General features: G+C 41.8%; 16 protein-coding genes. 11 read left to right on the top strand and 5 right to left on the bottom strand.

Annotated elements, in window-relative coordinates:
* The first annotated feature begins 7 nt into the window (after positions 1-7).
* The 3 genes from HOP08_13325 to HOP08_13315 all read left to right on the top strand — a co-directional run bounded on the left by HOP08_13325 (position 8) and on the right by HOP08_13315 (position 4,146).
* Positions 8-2,404 carry a penicillin acylase family protein gene (locus HOP08_13325; GenBank protein ID NOT75901.1) on the top strand — a complete coding sequence of 799 codons (2,397 nt, stop codon included), beginning with the start codon at positions 8-10 and terminating at the stop codon, positions 2,402-2,404.
* A 24-nt stretch (positions 2,405-2,428) separates the two neighbouring features.
* Entirely contained in the window at positions 2,429-3,127 is a 699-nt protein-coding gene (locus HOP08_13320; GenBank protein ID NOT75900.1) for a Bax inhibitor-1/YccA family protein, read from the top strand.
* Between the two features lie 875 nt (positions 3,128-4,002).
* Positions 4,003-4,146 (top strand): hypothetical protein, encoded by a 144-nt coding sequence (locus tag HOP08_13315; protein NOT75899.1) that lies wholly within the window; start codon positions 4,003-4,005, stop codon positions 4,144-4,146.
* A 494-nt stretch (positions 4,147-4,640) separates the two neighbouring features.
* On the opposite strand, the gene HOP08_13310 is transcribed toward HOP08_13315, so the two are convergent.
* Positions 4,641-7,430, bottom strand: a complete 2,790-nt coding sequence (locus HOP08_13310) for a CHAT domain-containing protein (GenBank protein NOT75898.1) — start codon at positions 7,428-7,430, stop codon at positions 4,641-4,643.
* Positions 7,431-7,643: 213 nt separating this feature from the next.
* Here HOP08_13310 and HOP08_13305 point away from each other — a divergent pair, with 213 nt between their 5' ends.
* The 4 genes from HOP08_13305 (at position 7,644) to HOP08_13290 (ending at position 15,901) form a co-directional block, all read left to right on the top strand.
* Complete coding sequence (locus HOP08_13305) at positions 7,644-8,843, top strand: class I SAM-dependent methyltransferase (protein NOT75897.1); 1,200 nt, start codon at positions 7,644-7,646, stop codon at positions 8,841-8,843.
* Between the two features lie 237 nt (positions 8,844-9,080).
* Positions 9,081-11,891: a PAS domain-containing protein gene (locus HOP08_13300; GenBank protein ID NOT75896.1), complete on the top strand. Its 2,811-nt coding sequence runs from the start codon at positions 9,081-9,083 to the stop codon at positions 11,889-11,891.
* 118 nt (positions 11,892-12,009) lie between these two features.
* Positions 12,010-14,823: a PAS domain S-box protein gene (locus tag HOP08_13295; protein ID NOT75895.1), complete on the top strand. Its 2,814-nt coding sequence runs from the start codon at positions 12,010-12,012 to the stop codon at positions 14,821-14,823.
* Positions 14,824-14,890: 67 nt separating this feature from the next.
* Entirely contained in the window at positions 14,891-15,901 is a 1,011-nt protein-coding gene (locus HOP08_13290; GenBank protein ID NOT75894.1) for a PAS domain S-box protein, read from the top strand.
* Positions 15,902-15,908: 7 nt separating this feature from the next.
* Here HOP08_13290 and HOP08_13285 read toward each other — a convergent pair whose 3' ends face one another.
* The 3 genes from HOP08_13285 to HOP08_13275 form a co-directional block, all read right to left on the bottom strand.
* The gene (locus tag HOP08_13285; protein ID NOT75893.1) at positions 15,909-16,919 is read right to left on the bottom strand and encodes a lipid A deacylase LpxR family protein; all 1,011 of its coding nucleotides are present in this window, start codon (positions 16,917-16,919) and stop codon (positions 15,909-15,911) included.
* Between the two features lie 91 nt (positions 16,920-17,010).
* Entirely contained in the window at positions 17,011-17,913 is a 903-nt protein-coding gene (locus HOP08_13280; GenBank protein ID NOT75892.1) for a lipid A deacylase LpxR family protein, read from the bottom strand.
* A gap of 139 nt (positions 17,914-18,052) precedes the next feature.
* Entirely contained in the window at positions 18,053-19,606 is a 1,554-nt protein-coding gene (locus tag HOP08_13275) for a glycosyltransferase family 39 protein (GenBank protein ID NOT75891.1), read from the bottom strand.
* 107 nt (positions 19,607-19,713) lie between these two features.
* Here HOP08_13275 and HOP08_13270 point away from each other — a divergent pair, with 107 nt between their 5' ends.
* The 4 genes from HOP08_13270 to HOP08_13255 all read left to right on the top strand — a co-directional run bounded on the left by HOP08_13270 (position 19,714) and on the right by HOP08_13255 (position 22,068).
* Positions 19,714-20,166, top strand: coding sequence for a helix-turn-helix transcriptional regulator (locus HOP08_13270; GenBank protein ID NOT75890.1), 453 nt, complete (start codon positions 19,714-19,716; stop codon positions 20,164-20,166).
* Between the two features lie 40 nt (positions 20,167-20,206).
* The gene (locus HOP08_13265; GenBank protein NOT75889.1) at positions 20,207-20,614 is read left to right on the top strand and encodes a VOC family protein; all 408 of its coding nucleotides are present in this window, start codon (positions 20,207-20,209) and stop codon (positions 20,612-20,614) included.
* Positions 20,615-20,624: 10 nt separating this feature from the next.
* Entirely contained in the window at positions 20,625-21,236 is a 612-nt protein-coding gene (locus HOP08_13260; GenBank protein ID NOT75888.1) for a hypothetical protein, read from the top strand.
* A 94-nt stretch (positions 21,237-21,330) separates the two neighbouring features.
* On the top strand, positions 21,331-22,068 hold the full coding sequence (locus HOP08_13255; protein ID NOT75887.1) for a 1-acyl-sn-glycerol-3-phosphate acyltransferase: 738 nt from the start codon (positions 21,331-21,333) through the stop codon (positions 22,066-22,068).
* Positions 22,069-22,163: 95 nt separating this feature from the next.
* On the opposite strand, the gene HOP08_13250 is transcribed toward HOP08_13255, so the two are convergent.
* The gene (locus tag HOP08_13250) at positions 22,164-24,332 is read right to left on the bottom strand and encodes a TonB-dependent receptor (protein NOT75886.1); all 2,169 of its coding nucleotides are present in this window, start codon (positions 24,330-24,332) and stop codon (positions 22,164-22,166) included.
* Positions 24,333-24,406 lie beyond the last annotated feature (74 nt).

Genomic DNA, 24,406 nt, shown 5'->3' with positions numbered 1-24,406 from the left:
TTCACGAATGAAAATACTGAAAAGAATTCTAATCGGCATTGTTATCCTGCTTGCCGTATTTGTCCTGGGAGTTTATATCTATCTGCGAACTACTTCTCCCAAATATTCCGGTGAAGTAACCTTAAAGGGATTGACAGCAGAAGTCAGTGTTGGTTACGATGAATACGGCGTTCCTCATATCTCAGCACAAACAGCAGAAGATGCCTATTTTGCTCTGGGTTATATTCATGCTCAGGATCGTTTGTTTCAAATGGAAATGATCCGAAGAGCTGCCGGTGGAAGACTTTCAGAAGTTCTTGGAAAAGATCTGCTTCCTGTAGACAAGCTTTTCAGAACACTCGGCATCAATAAGTTTGCTGCTACTCACGCTCAAAAATATCTCAGTAAGGATTCATCAGCATTTCAGAAGGCTGCCCTGTCTTATCAGAAAGGTGTGAACGAATTCGTGCGGACCGGAAAGACTCCCCTTGAATTCATGATCATGGGAATCCCCAAAACTGAATTTGTACCGGAAGATATTTATCTGGCCATCGGTTTCATGTCATTTGGTTTCGCCGAAGGAATCAGAGCCGATCCTGTCATCAATAAAATTAAGACTGAACTGGGTGAAAGTTATTTAAAAGATCTTGCCATTCAGACTCCCGGAGATGCAGTCAGAATCAAAAGTTTTAAAGGCCCGGTAAAAACACTCGAGAAAGATTCTCTTATAGCGGCTCTTTCGGAAGCTTTACAAAAAATTCCAATACCTCTTTGGTCGGGAAGCAATGGCTGGGTGGTTTCAGGTGAACATACCAAGTCAGGATTTCCCATTCTGGCAAACGACACGCACATCGGATTCTCACAACCAGCAGTATGGTATGAAGCATCGCTGTCTTATCCGGGTTTCAATTTTTATGGACATCATCTCGCAGGAGTTCCCTTTGCCTTGCTTGGCAATAATGAATTCTGCGGCTGGGGATTGACCATGTTTGAAAATGATGATACCGATTTCTTTACGGAAACAATCGATCCGAAGAATCCTGATCAGGTGATGTTTAATGGTCAGTGGGAAGCCATCACTACCCGCGATGAAATAATAAAGATCAAAGGTGAAAAAGATCTGACACTCGCAATCAAATCAACGCGTCACGGCCCGATCATTAACGGCATTATGGAAAAGACAGTGCCTGCTACTACCGTTGTTTCACTTTCGTGGATGCTCAATCATCTTAGTAATGAATCACTGCAGGCCGCTTATCAGTTAAATCATGCAACCAGCTTTGCAGATGCAGCCAAAGCCGCCGAACTATTCTCTTCTCCGGGATTGAATGTTATGTATGCTGATGTTGCCGGGAATATCGCATGGTGGGCAGTAGCCAAATTACCGGTCCGACCCACTCATGTAAACTCCAAGATATTCCTCGATGGGGCGTATGGAAAAGATGAATACATCGGGTTCTACGACTTCTCAAAAAATCCACAGGCCATCAATCCTCCGTGGGGATATGTCTATTCTGCAAACAATCAGCCTGATACGGTGGATGGAGTTTTGTATCCCGGATATTATTATCCCCGTGCCCGCTCTGGAAGAATTGTTGAACTTCTCAGTAAAGAGAGAAAGTGGACCGTAGATGACATGAAGGCAATAAACCTTGACGTTGTTTCCAATATGCATCCTGCCATTGCAAAAGAGATCGCTTCGATACTGGACTTCACAGGCAAACCGGAATTCAAGGAGATGGCAAAGGTTCTTAAGGACTGGGATGGTGATCACCAGCTGAATGACGTTGCTCCATCCGTTTATTACAATATGCTTTCACAGATCATGGTGCGATCCATGGAGGATGAGCTGGGTTCGGATGCCTTTGATGCGATTATGAAATCGTCCATTCCAAAAAATTCTTACGAGACATTTATTAAGAATAATTTATCTCCATGGTGGGATGATGTGAGAACAAAAGATGTTGTGGAAGAGAGGCAGGATATTATTGAGCAGTCAGCGATTAAGACACTTAAAATATTAAAAGAGACCAGTGGAGAATGTACAACCTGCTGGACCTGGAACAAGATTCACACGCTTACACACAAACATGCATTGTCATCTGTGAAACCTCTGGACAAATTCTTCGGTGTAGGGCCATTTGAAGTTCCGGGTGGAAGTGAAGTGATCAACAATTTGCATTTTGATCTGGACACAACCGGATACTACCCTGTGAATGGCGGACCCGCTCTCCGTAAGATCACGGATTTTGCAAACGTCAATGAGGGCATAACCGTCTCTCCCACCGGACAGTCTGGAAATGTGATGAGTGATCATTATTCCGATCAGGCAGAAATGTTTGCTACCGGAAAATTCAGACGTATGATCATGAAACTGACCGGGAAAGAAGAGTGGAAAAATATTTTGATCCTCAAACCTAACTGATTGCTGACCTAACCTAAAACCTATATGAACGAACAACCCCTCATGAGCGCTGAAGAAGCGATCGCAGAAACCCAACGGTTCATGACAAAAGTCTACGGATGGATGTCATTTGCATTGATTATCACCGGATTTGTTGCCATGTACATCGCATCTTCACCATCATTGCTGGAAATGGTTTTTGGCAACACGATCACATTCATTGGAATTATTGTTGTGCAGTTCATCATCGTAGGCGCATTGGCGGGCTGGGTCAGCAAAATGTCTGCAACGACGGCTACACTCATCTTTATTTTATATTCAGCATTAAACGGATTAACCCTTTCGGGAATTTTTCTGGTCTACACAACTGAATCTCTCGCCTCGACATTTTTCATAACGGCCGGTACGTTTGGAGTCATGAGCATTTATGGGTACACCACTAATGCGGATCTTTCTAAAATGAAGAATCTTTTGTTCATGGGATTGATGGGATTAGTGATCGCATCGATTGCCAACATCTTTATGAAAAGTGAAATGATCTACTGGATCACTACCTATCTCGGTGTTTTGATCTTTGTTGGTCTTACTGCTTATGATACACAGAAGATCAAGAATATGAACATCATCGGCAATGAAGGCACCGATGAAGACCGAAAAGAAGCGATCATGGGAGCTCTTACACTTTACCTTGATTTTATAAATCTATTCCTGTATCTGTTAAGGATCTTTGGAAAGAGAAAATAGCATCTCTTCGTTGTCAGTTTCATGATGTCAACAGGCAAGAGATTGGGTAAGATCTGAATAAGCTCCGAGTAGAGACTGGGTAGAGACTGAATAGACTCCGCATAAGCTTGGGGAAGGATCAGAGAGTCGAAGGAGATGGATCCGACATGAATCAGAGAAACATCAGAGAGCAATCAGAGGCGAATCAGAGAAGAATCAGGGAATAGATAGGGAAATACGGCGTTTTATAGGGAAGTGATCAGAGACGAATCAGAGATTTATCAGAGAAAGCAGCGTTTTTATAGGGGAAACATCAGAGAGCGATCAGAGAAACATCAGAGAAAGCATGCAATGGTAGCTGAAAAGTACGAGGAACGTCCGAGGAACGTAGCTGAAACACCCCTAAAAACCCTCAAAATGGGCTAAAAACGAAGAAAAGGAGGTGTAAGTTTGGAGTTGAGGAGTCAAAAGTGGCGATTTTGGGGTGATTTGGAGGTTTTTGGGGTTGAGTCTGGTATGGCCCAATATCAATCTACATCTGAAAAGCCTAAAACGGAACCATATAGCACTAGAAGGCTATATGGCGTACCGTAAACACGGATTCATGGATTAAAAGGTAAAAAAAGCCATCCGGCAGATACTGGATTGACAGGATTTATCAGCTTCGCTGATGAGGTACTAAAAATCTCTAAGTTTTTGGGGCGTTTGTCGCCCGCTTCCGGACGAGGCGGTCAGTTTCTTAACAGTTTCTAACAGTTCTTAACAGTTCGTGACAGTTCTTAACAGTTTGTAACAGATCGTGAGTGTTCGTGTAGTTTCGTAACAGTTTCTAACAGTTCGTGACATTTTGGTTTTGCGGCGGTTGCATATTTGGGGCATGGCAAAACAAACGGCATATGAAAAACTTAGACAGGAACAGTAATCACGGATTTACAGATAAAAAAGCAATACAGCTTTTGCTTGAGAAAGGATGCAGATTGACACGGATGATCAGCTTCGCTGATGGGTTCTATAAGCCCACGGTTTTAACCGTGGGATGATGATAGGATATTTTCATTCCACCATTTTAATGGTTTCAAAATTAATCTGCGTTTAGAAAACCATTGAAATGGTTACCGGCATTGATATCAATTTATAACCCACGGTTAAAACAATGGGTTATCCTATTCATCGGCTACAATGTCTTCATAAAAAAATGTTGCGTACCTACGGCACCGGTGTAAATTCTGATGATGTTGACTACAAATATTGGGTCCCTCCGGGACCGTTAACTAACGGCAATGAGAGATGTCATAGGTGATTTTGATACACGACCATTAAATAACCCAATAGGACATGTTTGTGGATACTGGTCCCAGCGGGACCCAATCTTTGTAGAAAGATTATGTTTAGTTCGACCAGCGTGCCGTAGGTACGCAACAACATGATGAACGATTCTATTTGAGTTTAAAAGCAAACGCACTTAGTTATGCTTCATCTGTGGTCATGCATTTTTCTTCGATTCAAAAGCTATTATTTCTTATCCGTCCGTACCTCACATCCCCATCATCACAAACGCTCCCCAATAATACGGATCCTTATATTTCACCATCAACTGCGTCTGAGCCAGCTTGAAAGCCTTTAACTTATTACCGCTCTTGGTCCAGTTATTATAGAAGTTCGTCATCAGCATCTGTGTCGCTGCATCATCCACTTTCCACAAGCTCATGATCAACGCATTGGCGCCTGCCACTAAAAATGCGCGCTGCAATCCATACACTCCCTCCCCCGCCCTCACATCTCCTAATCCTGTTTCACATGCGCTTAAAACAATAAGATCCGTTCCTTCCAGAGAAAGATTCATCGCTTCATATGCCGTAAGAATTCCGTTGTCGTTGCTTTGAAGATCAGAAGATTCCTGCTGCTTGCCAGGATCCGGTGCACCAGACAAAATTAGTCCTGACCTTAACAAAGGATTGTTCTTTGCATTCTCAGCATCGATGCCCATTGCATTGCCTGTACCAATATCCGTATCTGCCAGAAAATATCCGTGTGTTGCAATATGCATAAGAGCAGGTCCTTTAACTGCTTTGATCTTTGCTTCATTAGCTTCTTTCTGTTCACTCAGACTGACCGTATAGCCCGCTAGCTTCAGGATCTTTGCAAGGTTCTCTACTTCAGCCTTTGTTCCTGGCAATGCCACTGCTGCACCACCATAGTCGGGGAACCCCAACACAAAAGCAGTCTTTTTCAGAATAGCCTTCTTACTCTTTAATGCAATGATGTCCTTGGAATTACCAATGGTCACAACATCAAAACGATTTCCAACATAGTCGCCATCCGTCTTCTTCAGGGTATTGATATTCATCTGATTGTAAACTCCATCAGGAGAAAAGTAGATCATCTTCTTGCCCACCAGCAATGGATCAATCTTTGACCAATACTGCTCATAGGAATACTGATCCGCTATCCGCTGAATGATCGCGTTTTTATAATACTTGGCAAACTTTGTCTCCATCTGACTGCCATTGTCAAGCACTACCATCTTAGGGATATCAAGTCCTTTTGTCAGAATAAGTGCAACGTAGCGCGACTGATCCGTGAAGTCCTTGTCAAACGATCTCACGCGAATGATCTCCACCAGTGCCTCCGTTTCACCCAGCAATCCCGCTACTTTCTTATAGCTGATCTTCTCACTGGAATATGCTTTGGAAAAATCGCCGGAGCGTTGCGACAAAGCTTTCTCAGAAGCGTTGGCCTGCTGCTCAAGAGCCTTGATATCAATCTTCTGGTCGTTCAGCTCTGATTTTGAAAGAGAATAGTATTTAGCCAGAGCTTCCTTCTGACCAATCCATGATAAATAATCTTCAATCAATTGCTTATCCTTACTTTCAAGGATTGCCTTTTTGATCTTGTTGGTTGAATTCAAAAGCAGCGCCTTGGTAGTAATCTGATAGTCCATGACATCTTTTAATATCTCAGGCTTGCTGACACTGGCTTCCACTGCATAACCATAGAAACGCTGGAAGCGTGGTTGTAAAATATCCCAGTACTTTGTCTTCTCCACCTCACTCATAGGAGGGAAATACTGATTGATAAAGTCAAGAGACTTTGTCATCGCTTCACTAAAGTAGGTATAGGCATTGGTAAGATCTCCTTTCTTCCAATACAGGATCCCCAGGTTATCCACTGACTTCACATAGTCAGGATGATTCTCTCCCAGTACACTCTTTCGGATTGCTATCGATCGCAGAAACGCAGCCTCTGCTTCCGGGAACTTACCCTGAACTCTATAAAGAGTTCCAAGGTCATTCTGCACTTTCGCAAAGGATGGGCTTTCTTCTGTAAATTTCTTTTTATAAAGTTCCGCTGACTTCTTAAGCAATGGTTCTGACTGATCATACTTGTTAGTCTGGATATAAAGCACCCCCAGCTGATTCAGCAATGCCGCATATTCAGGTCCAACCGTTTGGAGGCGGTTTTCAAATGTCTTCTTGATCGTTAATAGAATTGATTCGGCCTGGACATAATCACCCGAGAGTTGATAGAGATAAGCAAGATTGGATTGAAATCTTCTTGTATCGAATGATTTATCATCCTTCTTTACTTCAGAATTTTTGATCGCCTCTTTCATTAATTCAACGGCTTGCGGATATCTTCCCAGTGTCTGATAAAGCATTGCCTTATTATTCTGCAGCACCGCGTATTGCATGCTATTCTCCTTGAAGATCCCTTTTAATATCTGTGCGGAAGTTTCAAAATCCCTTTCAGCATCGTTGTACTTCCCTGACATTTCCTCAAGCTTGGCTCTGCTGTTCAGGTTAGCAGCATAGCCCACACTCTTCTCTCCCAATATTGATTGGGTGTTTTCAAGTGAAACTGTAATGATGCTGTCAGCTTTTTCGGTACGGCCCTGCAAAAGATAAACGACTCCCAGCATGGTTTCGGACTTCAGATAACTGATATCTCTTTGCAGTCCTTTATTAATCATGTAGCTCCTCGCATTGTCAAGGGCAAGTTGTGCAGGCTGAAACCATCTGCGGTTATAATAGAATGTCGCCCACGCCAGTGTATCTCTTGCTATTTCAGAGTCTGTTTTTTCAGAGCGCTCTTTCAACATGTACATGGCTGTCGCGCCGCCTTCTCCTTTATTATCAACATCAAAGAATCCTGCATTCTCATTCACTGACATCGCCAACTGAAAATCAATAGAATCAAGCTGTGCTTTCTTCTTGGCACCTGCATTACCGACTTCTTTCTTTACTCCTTTTAAAAGGCCTCCCCAATCCTGAGCCATAGCCTGGGCGGATACAAAAAGCACTAGTAAAAAAACAATTGATCTCATGATGTTGGGTGTTAGTTTTAATAAACGTTTCAAAAATCGCCAATCAGCTTTAATTATTCAACGAGGCACTTTTAGCGAAAGGCATTATGTTTTGGGTAGTACAATTTTGAAGTTATAAAGTATCCATGAATATCCTCTAACTTTCGGGCAAATAAGGCAGTATACATGCATTTTTAAGCGTTTTACGTAGCCTGGCTAAAAACACTTATCATTTTGAAACTCTTCCACAATCTTTCTCAAGCAGTCGTTGAATCTCTCCACGAAATATTTGTCGAAAACCGGTACGCTGACAAGGTCATAGAAAAGGTCCTGAAACAAAATCCCAAATGGGGTGCGCGCGACCGTCGCTTCATAGCAGAGACTACGTATGATATTGTGAGATGGCATCGCCTGTTCTCATATCTGATTGATTGTGATCCTGAAGATTTCTGGAGACTTCTGCAGGCGTGGTGTGTATGGAATAAAATTACCATGCCGGATTGGGAAGAGTTTCCTCCCGTCGACAAGGGCAAGTTCTTTGAACGATATGATAAAATAAAGAACACAACCAAAATACGTGAATCAATTCCTGATTGGCTCGATGATCTTGGCAGGAAAGAAATAGGGCGCACCTGGGATGGCGAGATCCAGGCATTGAATGAACAGGCTAAAGTTGTTCTGCGTGTCAATACATTAAAAATTCAAAGACATGATCTGCAAAAACAACTGGAAGAAGAGCAGATTGAAACCAATGCACCTAAAGAATTTCCGGATGCATTGATCCTTGATGAACGTCAGAATATTTTCACACGACAACAATTTAAAGACGGACTTTTTGAAGTTCAGGATGCCGGTTCTCAGATGATCGCTCCTTTCCTGCAGGTAAGTCCGGGGCAACGTGTTATTGATGCGTGTGCCGGAGCGGGTGGAAAAACTCTTCATCTTGCATCACTCCTTAATAATAAAGGCAGGATCATTGCGATGGATACTGAAGGATTTAAGCTGGAAGAACTGAAGAAACGGGCAAGACGTGCAGGTGCCAGCGATACGATCGAGACAAGAGCCATTGATTCTTCCAAGGTTATCAAGCGACTTGAAAATTCTGCAGACAGAGTCTTGTTGGATGTTCCCTGTTCGGGACTTGGAGTAATCCGGCGTAACCCTGACGCCAAGTGGAAACTCTCATCCGAGTTCATTGAAAAAGTAAAGGTTCAGCAGCAAACTATTCTGAATGATTACAGCACTATGCTGAAGGTTGGTGGACTTATGGTTTACTCTACCTGCAGCATTCTGCCAAGTGAAAATGAAGGTCAGGTTGAACAATTCATGAAAAACCATGAAGGAAAATTTGAGCTTCAGGAGCAGAAGAGCATTATGCCTAGTGAAGGCTTTGACGGATTCTATATGGCCCGTATGAAGAGAATATCCAGGTAAATCTTCATTTGCTTTTCTTTCTCTCACGGCACACCTTTTGTATTGTAGTTTTCAGCGACAGTAAACTGAATAATTCTCAAATAAAGAAGTTTACATTTTGCTTGAGTTCCATTCTACTATAAATTACAATCCAATTTCTTTTTTGAATGGTCTTAGTCAACGGCAATCTTAATCTTCCAACAGGTGAAAAGCAGTAAGGCTGATTTGAATTCTCAATTCATTTCAGGTGGTGGAGAAATGGGTGCGCTCACACGCGCAAAAGACTGGACTAAAACATCTCTTGGACCTCCTGAAACCTGGCCACAAAGTCTTCGCACAACGCTTAGCATTATTCTTAATTCCAAGTTCCCCATGTTTCTATGGTGGGGACCAGAGTTAATTTGTTTTTATAACGATGCTTACCGGCCAAGCCTGGGGCAAAATGGAAAACATCCTTCCATTCTTGGACAACCTGCAAAAGAATCATGGGCGGAAATTTGGGACATTATAAAACCATTGATCGATCAGGTGCTGAATACAGGAGTAGCTACCTTTAGCGAAGATCAGTTGATACCCATCTATCGAAACGGAAAAATTGAGGATGTCTACTGGACCTTTAGCTACAGTCCCGTTAAAGACGAATCAGGAAAAGAAGCTGGTGTGCTGGTCACCTGCAGTGAGACCACAGGGAAGATCAACGCATTGAAAGAAATCAAGCAGCGTGAAGATCTGCTTAGCTTCACAATAGAAGCTGCCGAACTTGGAACATGGGATTTAAATCCTTCCACTAATAAATTCATTGGTAATGATCGGTTAAAAGATTGGTTTGGACTTACGCCGCATCAGGAAATTGAATTGCCTCTGGCGCTTGGCAACATTGCAGATGACGACCGTCAAAAAGTAATTGATTCTATTTCAGAAGCGTTAAGGCCTGGTTCTGATGGCAATTATGAAATATCATACACCATTACTAATCCTCTTACCGGACAACAGCGAAGAGTACTGGCAAAAGGAAAGGCAACCTACAACGAAAAGAATATTGCAGAACGATTCAGTGGTACCCTTCAGGATATCACCTCACAACAGAATGCATTCAGGCAGATTGAAGAAAGTGAGAAGCGCTTTCGCAATACAGTAGATCAGGCTCCTCTTGGTATTACCATTTTACGTGGACCTGAGTTCATTGTGGAAATGGCAAATCAGACCTATCTCGAGCTGGTGGGAAGAACAGGAACTTCTTTTATCGGCAAACCTCTTTTCGAATGGCTGCCGGAAGTAAAAGAAGCTGTAGGCGCATTGTTAACCTCCGTAATGACGACAGGAGTGCCTTATCATGGATTTGAATTTCCCGTCATCCTGAATCGGTATGGAAAAAATGAACAGACCTATTTCAATTTTGTATACCATCCGCTAAGAGAAGAAACCGGAGATATTTCAGGGATCATTGTTGTTGCAACAGAAGTAACAGCATCGGTTAACGCAAAGCACGCACTGACTGAAAGTGAAAAGCAGTTCAGGAATCTGGTCATGCAATCTCCTATTCCGATGACTATTTTCATGGGAGAAGATCATGTGATCGAGATGGCCAATGTGATCATGTTTGAAAACATCTGGCGAAAAAAAGAAAGTGACGTAATAGGCAAAAAAGCTTTAGACGTCTTTCCTGAATTAAAAGATCAGAAATATCCAGAGCTACTAAAAGAGGTTTATAACTCTGGTAAGACCCACAGGGAGCTGGAGTCCGTTGCTTATGTACAGGGGGATGACGGGATGAGCAAATTCTATCTCGACTTTGAGTATGCTCCTCTTTTTGGAACGGACGGAAAAGTGGCCGGCATTATTATTACTGTCAATGATGTAACGGAGAAAGTAGAGGCAAGACAAAAAGTTGAGAATGCAGAACAACGCCTGCGACTTGCCAGTGAGGCATCGGGACTTGCGACATGGGAACTTGATCTTGTTAACCGATCGATCATTCATACCTCAAGACTGTCAGAGATTTTTGGCCACGACAAATCAGTGGTATTACTTCATCAGCAGATGCGCGGGCAGATTCATCCGGAAGATATAGCCTTTGTTGAGAAGTCTTTTGATGAGGCCATGAGATCGGGAGTATATTCTTATGAAGCCCGGATTATTAAACCCAACAAAGATATCGGTTGGATAAGAACCCGCGGAACAGTTTTCTATGATAAAGATAAGACACCGGTAAGGATTATAGGAACGCTAGGAGATATTACAGAAGAACGGAAGAACCGTCTGATGCTGGAAGCTAGTGAACAAAGTCTGGAAAGACAGGTTCGCGAACGAACCGCTGAACTCGAGCAGAAGAATAAGGAACTGGAAAAGATGAATACGGAATTACAGTCTTTCGCTTATGTATCCAGTCACGATTTACAGGAGCCTTTGCGGAAGATCCGGACCTTTGCTTCACATATCCTTGAAAAAGAGTATGCCAGCCTTTCAGACAATGCGAAAGATTATTTTCTGAGAATGCAAAATGCTGCCAAGCGTATGCAAACGCTTATTGAAGATTTGCTGGCATATTCCAGGACCAGCACCGTAGAGAGAAACTTTGAGAATACGGATCTGAATCTGATCATTGAACAGGTGAAAACGGATCTCAGGGAAGATATTGCCCAGAAGAACGCAGTGATAGAATCAGACAAGCTATCAAAAGCTTACATCATTCCATTTCAATTCAGACAATTGATTCATAATCTCATTGGGAATTCTTTGAAATTTTCAAGAGAGGGTATTACTCCTCATATCAGGATCAAGGGCAATACTATGAAAGGCAATTCTTCAGGGGCACCTTCGAATCTCTTACCTGATAAAACATATTATCATCTTTCCATTTCAGATAACGGAATTGGATTTGATGCTGAGTACAAGGATAGAATCTTTGAAGTCTTTCAGCGCCTTCACGGAAGGGACGAATACAAGGGTACAGGAATCGGCCTGTCGATCGTGAAGAAAATTATCGAAAATCATAATGGAATAATTCTCGCGAATGGTGAAGTAAACAAGGGCGCCACCTTTGATATGTACTTCCCTATATCTCAATAAAGGTTAAAATCGCATTTAATTCAGGGATTACTTATTTATGACCCGGGATTTTTGTAAAATTATATTGTGATTGCCCGAACCCCAGGGCTATTTTCAATAATCTTAAAGCTTCCTCACCTTGAATTCTGCCCACGATTTTGCATTGAAATATCGTTTCAAGCACTATTCAAAATTACTGATGGGAGTCGCCATACTAATCGGCGCACTGATTCTGCTAGGTTGGGCTTTTGACATCGCTTTCATAAAGCACTCCTTTTCCAATACACCCACCATGAATCCCACCTCAGCGGTGTGTTTCATTTTGCTAGCGGTCTCCTTTCTCATCATTCACTCAACTTCCAGAAATGGATATGTCTTTGCCTGTTCATTATCAATTGCAGTGATCATTGTAGGACTTCTGAGACTAGCGGATTTCCTATTAGGAACTCACTTTGGTATTGATGGATTTCTTTTCCCAGGCGAATTACAATCAGAATTACCTGGAGTTATTTCCAATAGAATGGCCCCCAATACGGCCTTTAACTTTTCTATTCTTGCCTCCGCAGTCCTTCTAACCAGTTTATCAAATGATTTTGCAAAACGGATTGCAAATCTGGCCGTACTCCTTGCCATTCTTGTTGCGCTTTTTGCCATTATAGGATATTTGTATTCTGTTAAGGAATCTTTCGGTTTGCTGTACTATGTACCGATGGCGTTACAATCTGCTATTACATTCTTACTCGTTGCAACGGCTATACTTTTTACCAATACAGAGCGTGGTTTTATGTCTGTGATCTCAAGCTCTTACTCGGGCGGAACGATTGCAAGACTACTCATCCCCGCAGCAATCGTCTCTCCTGTCATTCTGGGATACTTGAAGCTGATCGGACAAGCCAAGTCGCCCATCACCGATGAGTTGGGAGTATCAGTAGTAATCGTCGCATTTATCATTCTGTTCTTTCTTATTATTCTTCAGGCAGCCTTCATCATTAATAATAAAGACATTGAACAGAAGAAAATTGAAGACAAGCTGGCACTTCTCAACTTAAGTCTGGAACAAAAAATTCTGGATCGTACAGAAGAGATCTACAGAAATGAACGACGCTACCGGTCTCTTATTGAAAACAGTGCGGAAGGGATCTCACTTTTTGATAGGAAGCTGGTTCCTACCTATCAAAGCCCGGGGGTATTTTCCATCACAGGATATACGTTCGAAGAAAGAAGATTAATGAGTGGACTTGACTCTGTTCATCCGGATGACCGTGAGGATGCGCAAAGACTTTTTGCAACCTTACTGGAGAATCCGGGTAAGTCTTTCAATTTTCAATACCGGTCTCTTCACAAAAACGGAAATCATGTCTGGGTGGAAGGGATTGCTTCAAATCTTCTGGATGATCGGGATGTCCAGGCTATCATCATCAACTATCGCAACATCACCGAAAGAAAAGAGGCAGAGGTCCGACAAACAGAAAGTGAGCAGAGGTTACGATCCATTCTTGACAGCAGTGCGGATGCCATCGCTATCACTGACGAGAATCTACGAACTAAATATCAAAACCCAGCTGTAGAACGACTGACTGGTATTTCTTTAGAGTACAGATTGGCTCATCCTGATCAACGTTTTATACATCCTGAAGATGCTCATCTTTTAAAAGACGTAGTAGATTCTGTTTTTAAGGAACCGGGTAAGGCATTTCCCTTTCAGGTACGAGTACAGCACCGAAAAGGTCATGGCATCTGGATAGAAGGTGTTGTGACTAATTTGATGAATGATAAAAATGTTAATGGAATTACGTTTACTTACAGAGATATTACTGACAGAAAGAATTTTGAAGAGAAACTTGCCAGTAATGAGCAGCGTTTTCGTGTGTTGATTGAAAATATTGTCGACGCCATTGTCCTCAATGATGAAGATTCCAATATTCTTTATCAGAGTCCGTCCGTAACAAGGATCCTGGGATACACGCTTGAAGAAAGAATAAGCCGGCCGGTCCTTGAATATGTTCATCCTGAGAACAAAGAGGATTTCCTGGAACTCTATCGCAAGCTAAAACTACAACCTGGATTACCATTGCCATTTCAATACCGGTTCCTTCATAAGAACGGAAATTACATCTGGCTGGAGGGGGTCGTCACAAATCTTATGAACGATCCTACTGTTCGGGCTTATGTTGCCAACTATCGTGATGTTAGTCAAAGAAAAGAATCTGAAGAAGAGATTCTCAATCTCAACAATGAACTTGAAAACCGCGTCACCGTTAGGACCAAGCAGCTTCAGGAACTAAATCAGGAACTCGAAGCATTCACATATTCAATATCGCATGATCTCCGTGCTCCATTGCGGATCATGAACGGCTTTGGGCAGATCCTTCTTGAAGACTATTCACATCAGTTTGACAGCGAAGGTCAGGTTATCCTGGGCAGGATCATGAGAAATGCCAAGCGGATGGGGCAGTTGATTGATGATCTCCTTAACTTCTCGCGTCTGGGACGAGCCGAGCTTACAATATCAGAAGTCAATATGAATAATCTGGTAAAAGAAGTGGTAGAAGAACTTGTTGTCGGCGGAACCATGATTCCTGAAAAATTCAAATTGCTTAAGTTGCCTCCCGCAAAAGGTGATTTCAATTTATTAAAACAAGTCTGGATCAATCTTCTCTCTAACGCCATCAAGTATTCCGGAAAGAAAGATCAGCCCATGATTGAAGTCGGTTCGCTTAAGCAAGACGACAAGACTGTGTACTACGTTAAAGACAACGGTAACGGATTTGACATGCAGTACTATTCAAAATTGTTTGGCGTATTTCAACGTCTGCACAAAGAGTCGGAATTTTCAGGAACGGGAGTAGGTCTCGCGTTGGTTCAAAGAATCATTGCCCGTCACGGAGGCACCGTATGGGCAGAAGGAAAGCCACTTGAAGGGGCAGTTTTCTACTTTAATCTGCCTTCTTAAGAGCCAAACCAACTTCACCTTTCCTTAGGTAAGAGAATTAATTATTATTAATTAACTTCTATCTACCATGGAAAAGAGGATTAAAGTGATCATGCTGGAAGATAGCGAGGAAGATGCTGGCTTTATCCTCAAAACACTCCATCGCGCTGGCCTTATCCTTGACACAAAAATCGTTTTCACCCGCAACGACTTTATTGACGCTCTTCAATCTTTTCTGCCGGATCTGATCCTTAGCGATCATCAGCTTCCACAATTCAATTCAATGGAAGCGCTTTCAATTTGCAAGCAGACGTCTCCCCTTACTCCATTCATTCTTGTGACAGGTGCCGTTTCGGAAGAGTTTGCAGCTTCCATCATCAAGGCAGGTGCTGATGATTATGTATTAAAAAATAATCTGAAACGTCTGCCAACGGCAATCATTCAGGCGATCGATAAGAAGTTAATTCAAAGCTCTCTTCATGACACGGAAAAAGAGTTGATTGTAGCGCATGAGAGACTTCTGTTTCATATTGAAAATACACCCCTCGGGTTTATTGAGTGGGATACTAATCTCCACATACAATTGCTCTCCAAAAGAGCAGAAGAGATCTTTGGATGGAAACCTAAAGAATGGCTGAAAGGAGAGATCAATGAATTAAGTCAGGTGCATGAAGAGGACAGAGAGATGGTTAGAAAAATTGCGGACGAGCTGATCAGCGGAGCAATCGAAAGGAATTCTACCCAACAAAGGAACATTACCAAAGATGGCAGGGTTATCTGGTGCGAATGGCATAATTCTGTTCTCAAAAACCGAAATGGAGAAGTTATAACCATCATGTCGCTTGTTCAGGATGTTACTGAAAAAAAATTAGCGGAACAGGCCATCAAAGAACAGAATACCAAATTGAGAGACATCGCCTGGCTTCAGTCCCATGGGGTCCGGGGTCCGCTTGCCAGAATCCTGGGACTTATTAATATCCTTCAGCATCCGGAGGATCAGCAAAACAAAAGTGAACTGATGAGCTATCTCCTGGCTTCAGCCAATGAGCTGGATCACGTTATTCGAAATATCGTTAACAAGTCCGAAGAGGTAGAATAAATTCTTACTACCACTTCACTCCGATCCTTACTCCACCCCATCTGTGAAAATCTCCTTCAACAAATTCCTTGCTGATGATGGACTTGAAATACTCGAGATAGATGGACTTGAAAGAGAGAACAAACCCGTAATTAGCCTGAAATGTTATACGGGTAAGATCATTTTGTGATATGGTATAAGGACTGTCTCTATTGAAAAAACCACCTTGCAAGGTCGCATCATATCCAACGATGTTCATCAAAGGCTGCAGATAGACATGAAATCTGAACTTCTTTGTCGGGATGGCAGATATTCCACTTTCAGAAAATGCCCGCGTGATACTGGGATTTAATTTTCCAATCATCATAACAAATCCAGAAGAGAGTCGCGTGTTTAAGGTTCCTGCTCTCGCCTGCATCATACCATTGATTAAAAATTTATTGTTGAGATGAACAAGATTCTTTTCAAAGGCGAACTCATAGTTTATTATAATGTCGTTGTGAATCTGATTTTGCCATCCTCGTGGGATCGTATAATGAATCAATTCATGAAGGGCCTTCTGCACACCGTAACCTCCGGCACCCTGGCCAATGATCCCAAGAGAAAGAGAAGAAGTAATTCTCTGATGCCGCATGGAATCCACACTCATAGAAAATGTCTTGAGCTGCAGCGTGGCAGCAAAGGGACGATCTCCGTATAAAATATCATCATGCTCAATACTTTTTGGAGTATATCCATTCTGCTCAAGTGAGATGCCTGATCGGGTCTTATATCGCTGTGGCGCCACCAGTATTTTGGTGAGAGGAAATTTCCTGAAAAGCGGGTGAACCATCTCAAGATTAATTCCCGCAGTATAATAGTCGTCAGTGGCAGTGAAGTAATCATTGTCAACATTGAGTCTTATGTAGCGATTACCATCCACCATGCGGAAACTCGCCATGTTGTCAATTGTCTGCCCGGAAGAGAGATTGGCAATGATCCAGAAAAAAGAAATGAGAAAAGAGAATTTAAGCCGGCTGCTGGTTTGAGAGGAAAGCATATCAAAATCCGTTTTAGGATGCTCTCCCTATTCAATTTTCGTTCCACGGGGCTGAAAATCCGTGATCCCTGAAATTATTTATGGAATTTTATCACAAATTCACACCCACACGGATCCCACCCCATCGGTGATACATCCCTGATTCAAATTCCTTACTGATAATGGTTTTGAAATAGTCAAGATGAATAGACCCAAAGCTGAGCACTCCTCCATAATTAGCCTGAAATGTAACATGAGAGACATCACCAGAAGAAATCGTATAGGGGCTTGAGCTATTAAATAACCCTCCCTGAAGCGTTGCGTCATAGGCGACCACATTCACAACTGGTTGTACGTATAAATGAAATTTCAACTTTCCTGACGATGCTTTTTCACGGGAAAAAACGGAAGCAATTGCCCCATTGAGTCGACCCAGCATCACAACAGCACCGGTTGAGATCTTTGTATTAAGAGTACCTACTCTTGCACTCGCAAAACCATTGACAATAAAATTATTTCCTGATGAAAGAATATTCTTCTCCAGGCCAACTTCATAATTAACAACTACATCATTCTGAATTTGGTACTGCCAGCCAAAAGGCTCCTGACCTTTTATCCATGAGTGAATGGCTTTTTGCATTTCATATCCACCAGCAGCTGGCCCAATGACGCCTAATGTTAATGAAGATGTTGTACGAATGTGACGAACTGAATCCACACTTAAGGCGAATGTCTTCAACATCAAGGCTGCGGCAAACGGCCGGTCTCCATATAAAATGGTATTACTTTCAATACTCGTTGGAGTATAGCCGTTATGCTCAATCGAAATCCCATACTGACTACCAGAGCTTCGGGGTGTAAATAATGCCTTACTGATAGGAAACTTACTATAAGATGGAGCCACCACTTCAAGATTCATCCCTTGTGTGAAATAGTAATCAGTAGCGGTGAAGTAGTCGTTCTCGTAGTTAAATCTGATATATCTTTTTGAATCAATCATTCGAAAACTTGACATGTTTTCTACAGCCTGTCCATAGCTCAAAAGAGACGCGGAAGGCAAAATAAGCAGGATCAACAGAACTCGACAGATCATCAAATGATATACGATGATAGTGGGGTATTTAGATTTTACGGTGAAAGAAGTTTCAACCACATCATTTCCCCTTCGCAGCATGCATTTCATCCGTCATCTGATAATCCTTCAGTTTGTAAACCGAAAAATATCTCACAACTTCTCCGCTTCTGGAGTTTTCAAAAGTTTCCAGTAGCTCCAGGGAGGAGAAATATGGAAGAAAAGCTTCATCGAGATTGATAGAATAGTTGCTCGGGACAACACACAAGGCATCCTCTCCTTTCATAAGAGTAGGACGATCATTGTTCAACCAGAAATACTGATGAAGGTCCGTTACCCTACCAACCCCTACCAGGGAGATGTTATGGGGAAGTGCCACATAATAATCAAGGTGCGCAGCAGGAAACCATTTATGAGAAACAATCTTAATATTATTATCCAGATTTCCTGACTTTTTCTGTGAGACAAGCCAGGGACTGAATTGATCAGCAAACTGTTTCCAACCATACATATCCAATGTGAAGTCACCCTCACCGTATCTCGGCTTATCCCGATATCCCAAAGTGCCTGGATAGAAATTTATCAGGATGGCAGCCGCGACAAATGCGGTGACGATGAGATAAGCACTTGATTTCAAAATTAACGGAAGTGAATATGAGCTGCCTTTGGATTTTTCGTCGAGATAGGCAGCAGCAAGCAAGGCCATTACCATAAATCCCGGGCCACTCCAATGTGGAAGAATGGAATTGAACAACGACATTCCCGTGACAACTAATATCATTGGAAGGCCGTTCCATAAGACAAATCGCAATGCAATACTATCCATGAATTTAAGACTTCTTACTTTCCACAAACCGATAAAAATAAGAACAACATTGACAGGATTATTATACAGAATCTGACCTCCGACCGTTTGAATAAAATAGTCGAGATGAATAAGCGACTCCCGTACTGCTACACGTTCACTATGAAATTTATAAGTGATGAAATCGTTTTGAATATTCCAGATGAGAATGGGGCTAACAACCAATGCTGTAATGAGAGCCGCTGCATAGAGTCCTGGCTTTGCAAGAAGACTTCTTTTATAAAGCAGAATATACATTCCAAATCCAAACCAGATAAAGACGCCATGAACTTTGCAAAGAATAGCTAAACCTGACAGGAGGCCAAATAATATCCAATGGATAAATGATGATGATTGCTGCTGATGAGCATTCAAAATGATCTGATATCCTATCCATAATGATGCGAGCCAGAAAATCACCTGAGGGCTGTCGGGAATGATGAAGGTTCCTGCAATAACAGATGTATAGATGCTGGTGTTGTACAGAATAGCAGCGAACCAACCTGTTCTCTCATTCTTAAGAAGACTTCCTAATTTGAAAGAAATGTAAGTACCAAGTGCTGCGCCCACTATGGCTCCGAGCCTGACAAATAATTCACTGGTAAATAATAAGTTGCCCGTAAAAAATCGAATCAGAATTCCGACGCCGGGTGGGTGATCAAAGTAATTTGGCTGAAGATCCAGAGCATATAGAAAGTAATAAACCTCATCGTTGCTGAGTTCAAGGGATGCCCCAACAACTATTCGCAAAATCGCTGAAAAGAGGATGAGATAAAGGATTCTGGATGGCATTCTCAAAGATAATTACAATTCGCATCACTACTCCTCAGTAAAAAATTTATTGCCTTTGATTTTAAAATGCCTGCAATCAGAATATCTTTCCTGATCATCAATTCAATATGGACGGCATTTCTTATCCAAAAATCTACTTGTACCGTCGCATTGTTCAGGCTAAGCTATTCATCGATAGTCACTATGCAGAAAGCATTAACCTGGATAACATTGCTGATGAAGCCTTCTTCTCAAAATATCATTTTATACGCCTGTTTAAAAAATCTTACGGAAAAACACCTCATCACTACCTCACTTCCGTCCGGATTCACCATGCATCCTTGTTATTGCAATCAGGGAAGTCGGCAATTGATGTTTGCCATGCCGTCGGATTTGAAAGCGTAAGTTCTTTTACAGGATTATTTAAGAAAATTGTGGGGATAACACCGTCTCTTTATCAGCAACGTCAGCTTCAGATAAAGACTGATGTACAGAAAGCTCCACTCAAGTTTGTTCCTAATTGTTTCGCGGAAGCGAAGGGTTGGACCAAAAAAAGCAATTTTCAAGAAGTCATAAATTGAACTATTCTCTCATATTTGTTCAGAAAAACAAACACTGATTATGGTAACAAGATTATCGCACGTAAGTGTGTTTGTCCTCAATCAGGACAGCGCCTATGATTTTTATGTTAATAAACTAGGCTTTAAGGTCCATACAGATGCACCTATGGGGCCGGGTGCACGGTGGCTAACGGTTACTCCACCAGAGCAACCTGAACTCGAAATTACATTGATGGCCATTGAAGCGGGGATGATGTTTAATAAAGAAACTGCGGAACAAATGAGAAATCTCGTGAGCAAAGGAACCTTTGGCTTCGGAGTGTTTCAATGTAAGGACATCTATGCAACGTATGAAGAGCTCAAGGCAAAAGGCATAGAATTTAAGAAAGCTCCAAAAGAGGAATTCTACGGACTTGAAGCTTTGTTTAAAGACGACTCCGGGAACTGGTTTAGTCTTGTACAAAAATAATTCAGCAGCTATGGGTAAGAAAGACAAACGTTTTGACGCCTACATTGAAAAGTCGGCAGCTTTCGCAAAACCTATTCTTAATCACTTGAGAAAAGTTGTGCATGCATGCTGCCCGGAGGTAGAGGAAACCATGAAATGGAGCAGTCCTCACTTTCAATACAAGGGAATGCTTTGCTCCATGGCGGCTTTCAATCAGCATTGTGCCTTTGGATTCTGGAAAGCTCGTCTTATGGAAGATTATGATAAGCTTCTGTCTGTTGGCAATAAAACAGCCATGGGGCATTTCGGACAACTGAAGACTTTGAAAGATCTTCCATCTGATAGTATCCTCAAAAAATACATTGAGGAAGCGATGAGACTTAATGACGAAGATATCAAGGTGGTAAAGAAACCAACACCTCAGATTAAGCAAGCGCTTAAAGTACCGACAGATCTGAAGTCAGAGCTTCTTAAAAATAGTGAGGCCCGAAAAACTTTTGAATCCTTTAATTATACCAACAGGAAAGAATATATAGAGTGGATCACGGAAGCTAAAACAGATGCCACCCGTGAAAAGAGATTGAATACAGCGATTGAATGGATGGCAGAAGGAAAAATCAGGCATTGGAAATATCTTAAATAATCTATCCGAAAGTTTCCAAACAGCAACAACCGTTTAACATTTAACCGGTAATCAATTAACGTTTTTTCCCGATCTTGCGGTAAATTCAGACTGCTTGGGATTCATTCGTATCATATTTGAAAAGTTGTACATCGCATGGGTGGTATTCGTTTTCACCTTTTTCATGATCCTCTATCTTCCGGGGATTCTCCTTCCCTTTCTTTTTGGCGAACGATATGGAACGATCAGCTATCAATTCCTAAAGTTATGGTCGTGGACTTTCAGCAAGTTGAATTTTATTCCATATGAAATTAAAGGGAAAGAAAATATCCATCCTGGTAAGTCGTATGTCTATGTAAGCAATCATACCTCCTCTCTGGATATCCCGGGAGTTTGTCTCACGGTGCCGACCCAGATACGGCCTCTTGCAAAAAAAGAACTAAAGAAGATTCCGGTATTTGGATGGATTGCAAAGAACGCCACCATTATCGTAGACAGATCCAGCAATGAAAGTCGCAGAAAGAGCATGGATCACCTGAAGGATGTTCTGAAAAGAGGAATATCGATTTTGATTTTTCCGGAAGGAACTCAAAATCGCGGACCAGAACCATTGAAGCCATTCTATGACGGCGCGTTCCGCATTGCTATTGAAACTCAGCAACCACTGCTGCCAATGATCATTCTCAACGCGGGGAAACTGATGCCACCCAAGGAATTCACGATCAAGCCTGGAAAGATCAAGATATTTATATTACCAGAAATCTCAACAGAAGGATTACTGCTTTCAGATGTCCAGGCTTTAAAAGAAAAAGTAATCAATCAAATGAGTGAGGTAATCACTCAACATTCATAGCAATGGATATCCGGTCCACAATTGTTTATTAGCTATCTTTTTTAAGAATTATTATAGGAGAAGCGTTGCAGCGCTCCCCCCATAACAATTGAATTTTAAAGTGTAAACCCTACTGTAAAGCTGATCGATCTTCCATCAGAAGACCAGACTCCAGGACCTGGGTAAAATGTTGGTCTCTTTGTAAAGTACTGCTGATCCAGCACATTGTTCACGTTGATTCTGAACATGAGCTGACTTGAAACCCTGAATGAAGAATTTATATCCAGTATACCGTAGGATGGCACTAAACCAACAGAACCATTTGCTGATGGCTTCCGTGTATTCAGGGCATCCGCAAAGGTCTCACCAGTGTAACTGTAGAGAAATGAAACGCTTGCTCCTGACCTACGGATAGTAACACCGTTACGTGTAATAATGTCAGGAACACTTTCAAGTTTATTTCCATTAACAGAAACATTTGTGTCTCCTACTTTAATCTGAGCATCTGTATATCGTCCGTTAAACAATGCAGTAGACGTAAAGAATGAAATCTTCGCATCCTTTGCAAAATCCACTCCATACTCAAGAAAAATCTCTGCTCCCTCCGTAACTGAATTTCCAATGTTAGTACGGTACAGATAGAATACTCCATCTTCCAGCACGGACTGACTTCCAAGACGATTGTTGTATACCAGTCTGAAAACTCCTACATCCCATTTGAAGTTTGAGGTATTCCCACGAAAACCCGCTTCAAGATTGTATCCTGCAGCATCCTTCAAATTTTTATCAACACGTTCGTAAATAGAAGAAGCTATAATCTCCTTTAAAATCACTGGACGGTACGCTTGGGCAAATCCTGCATAAAAAGAACCTATTTGCTTAAGGTTATATTCACAGTTAATTCCAAAAAGCGGGAATTGATGCTTGATGGTGTTAGGGATTTGACCCGGATCATAATAATTGATCACACCTGAAAATACGGATTCTCCTGATTCCAGTCTCACACCAGGATTCAATACCAGGTTTGGCAAAACCTGAATTTTATTCTCTGCAAAAAAAGCAACGTTCGTTGACTTTAAATGCATATCCCGGCCAAAGGCAGGCTCTGTCAACGTTAAATCAAAACCAGTACCGGTAGTTCCTTTACCTAACTGCTGACGGTGAAGATCATTATTTACATACTGAACCCCGGCGGCAATGGTATTATTTACATTCATAAAAGAATAAGAATGTAAAATCCTCAACTCGGAGGTATAACTATTAAAATTATCAATATCGACCTGTCTGGCTGCATATGTCAGAGTAGCGGGATTGATTGCATCTACAATATCAGCAGGTCTGTCAAACTGTACGCTGTTGCGGTATCCCAGCACCGCTGAGGTTGTTAATAGAACTTTCGTTCCTGCAGAAGGACTCCACTCCATTTTCAATGAAGGAACATAGATCTCCGGATTAAAATAATTTCTTGAACGTATCGATTGTTTTGGGTTTGCATTAAACATGCTATCGGTTAGTGGCCCTGGAATGTGATAGACATAGTTTGAACGACCTACCTCCATTGTAAATTTTAATCTATTGGAAGGTGAATAGCTTACTAATAAAGATTGGGCATCATAGTCAGTATCGCTATTATTGCGGTAACCCTTCGAGATACGCTTCGTGTAATAAGCCCTGTATTGAAATTTCCCGATCTTACCACTAACGGCGTTGTATGTGCTCATCAAACCAAAGGAGCCGACGGAATTAACACTTTCAAAACCCAATCTCCTTGTTGTATCAGGAGCTTTAGTTATATAGTTCAGCATACCGCCAAACTGTGCACCATACTGAAGTGAACCAGTGCCACGAACTAATTCTATTCGTTCAATTGCTTCCATCGGCATGCTGTAATGACTTGCCGGATAACCATAGATGTCTGAATTTGTAATCGTTCCATTTCTGCGGATATTATATTCCCATCCACGGTGAGGATCGAGTCCTCTGGTTGAAATGTTGGTTTGATTACCCGTTCCATCCATATCATAAACAAACACTCCCGGGATCTTTGCAAAGATCTGGCGCCCTGTCTTTTCAGCAATATTGGCATTGATATTTTGAAGATTGATCACTTCACTTTTCTTCCCCGCCCAAATATTGGTTCCTTGTTCAGCCGGCAATCGCATGATATCCGACCATATCTTTCCTTTGATTACTACAGGATCCAGTTTTTTGGTAACAAGAGAATCCTGTGAGAATACCTGAAAAGCGAAGGCAGTAAAAAATATTAATATGAAAAGTTTTTTCATTTAGAATTTCTTTTAAAAAAAGCGGAGAGAGCCCCCTCCCTCCGCTTTACCCAATTAATAATTAACTACATCTG

This window comes from Cyclobacteriaceae bacterium (assembly GCA_013141055.1).
GTDB lineage: Bacteria > Bacteroidota > Bacteroidia > Cytophagales > Cyclobacteriaceae > ELB16-189.
This window is presented reverse-complemented; position numbering and strand designations above follow the sequence as displayed.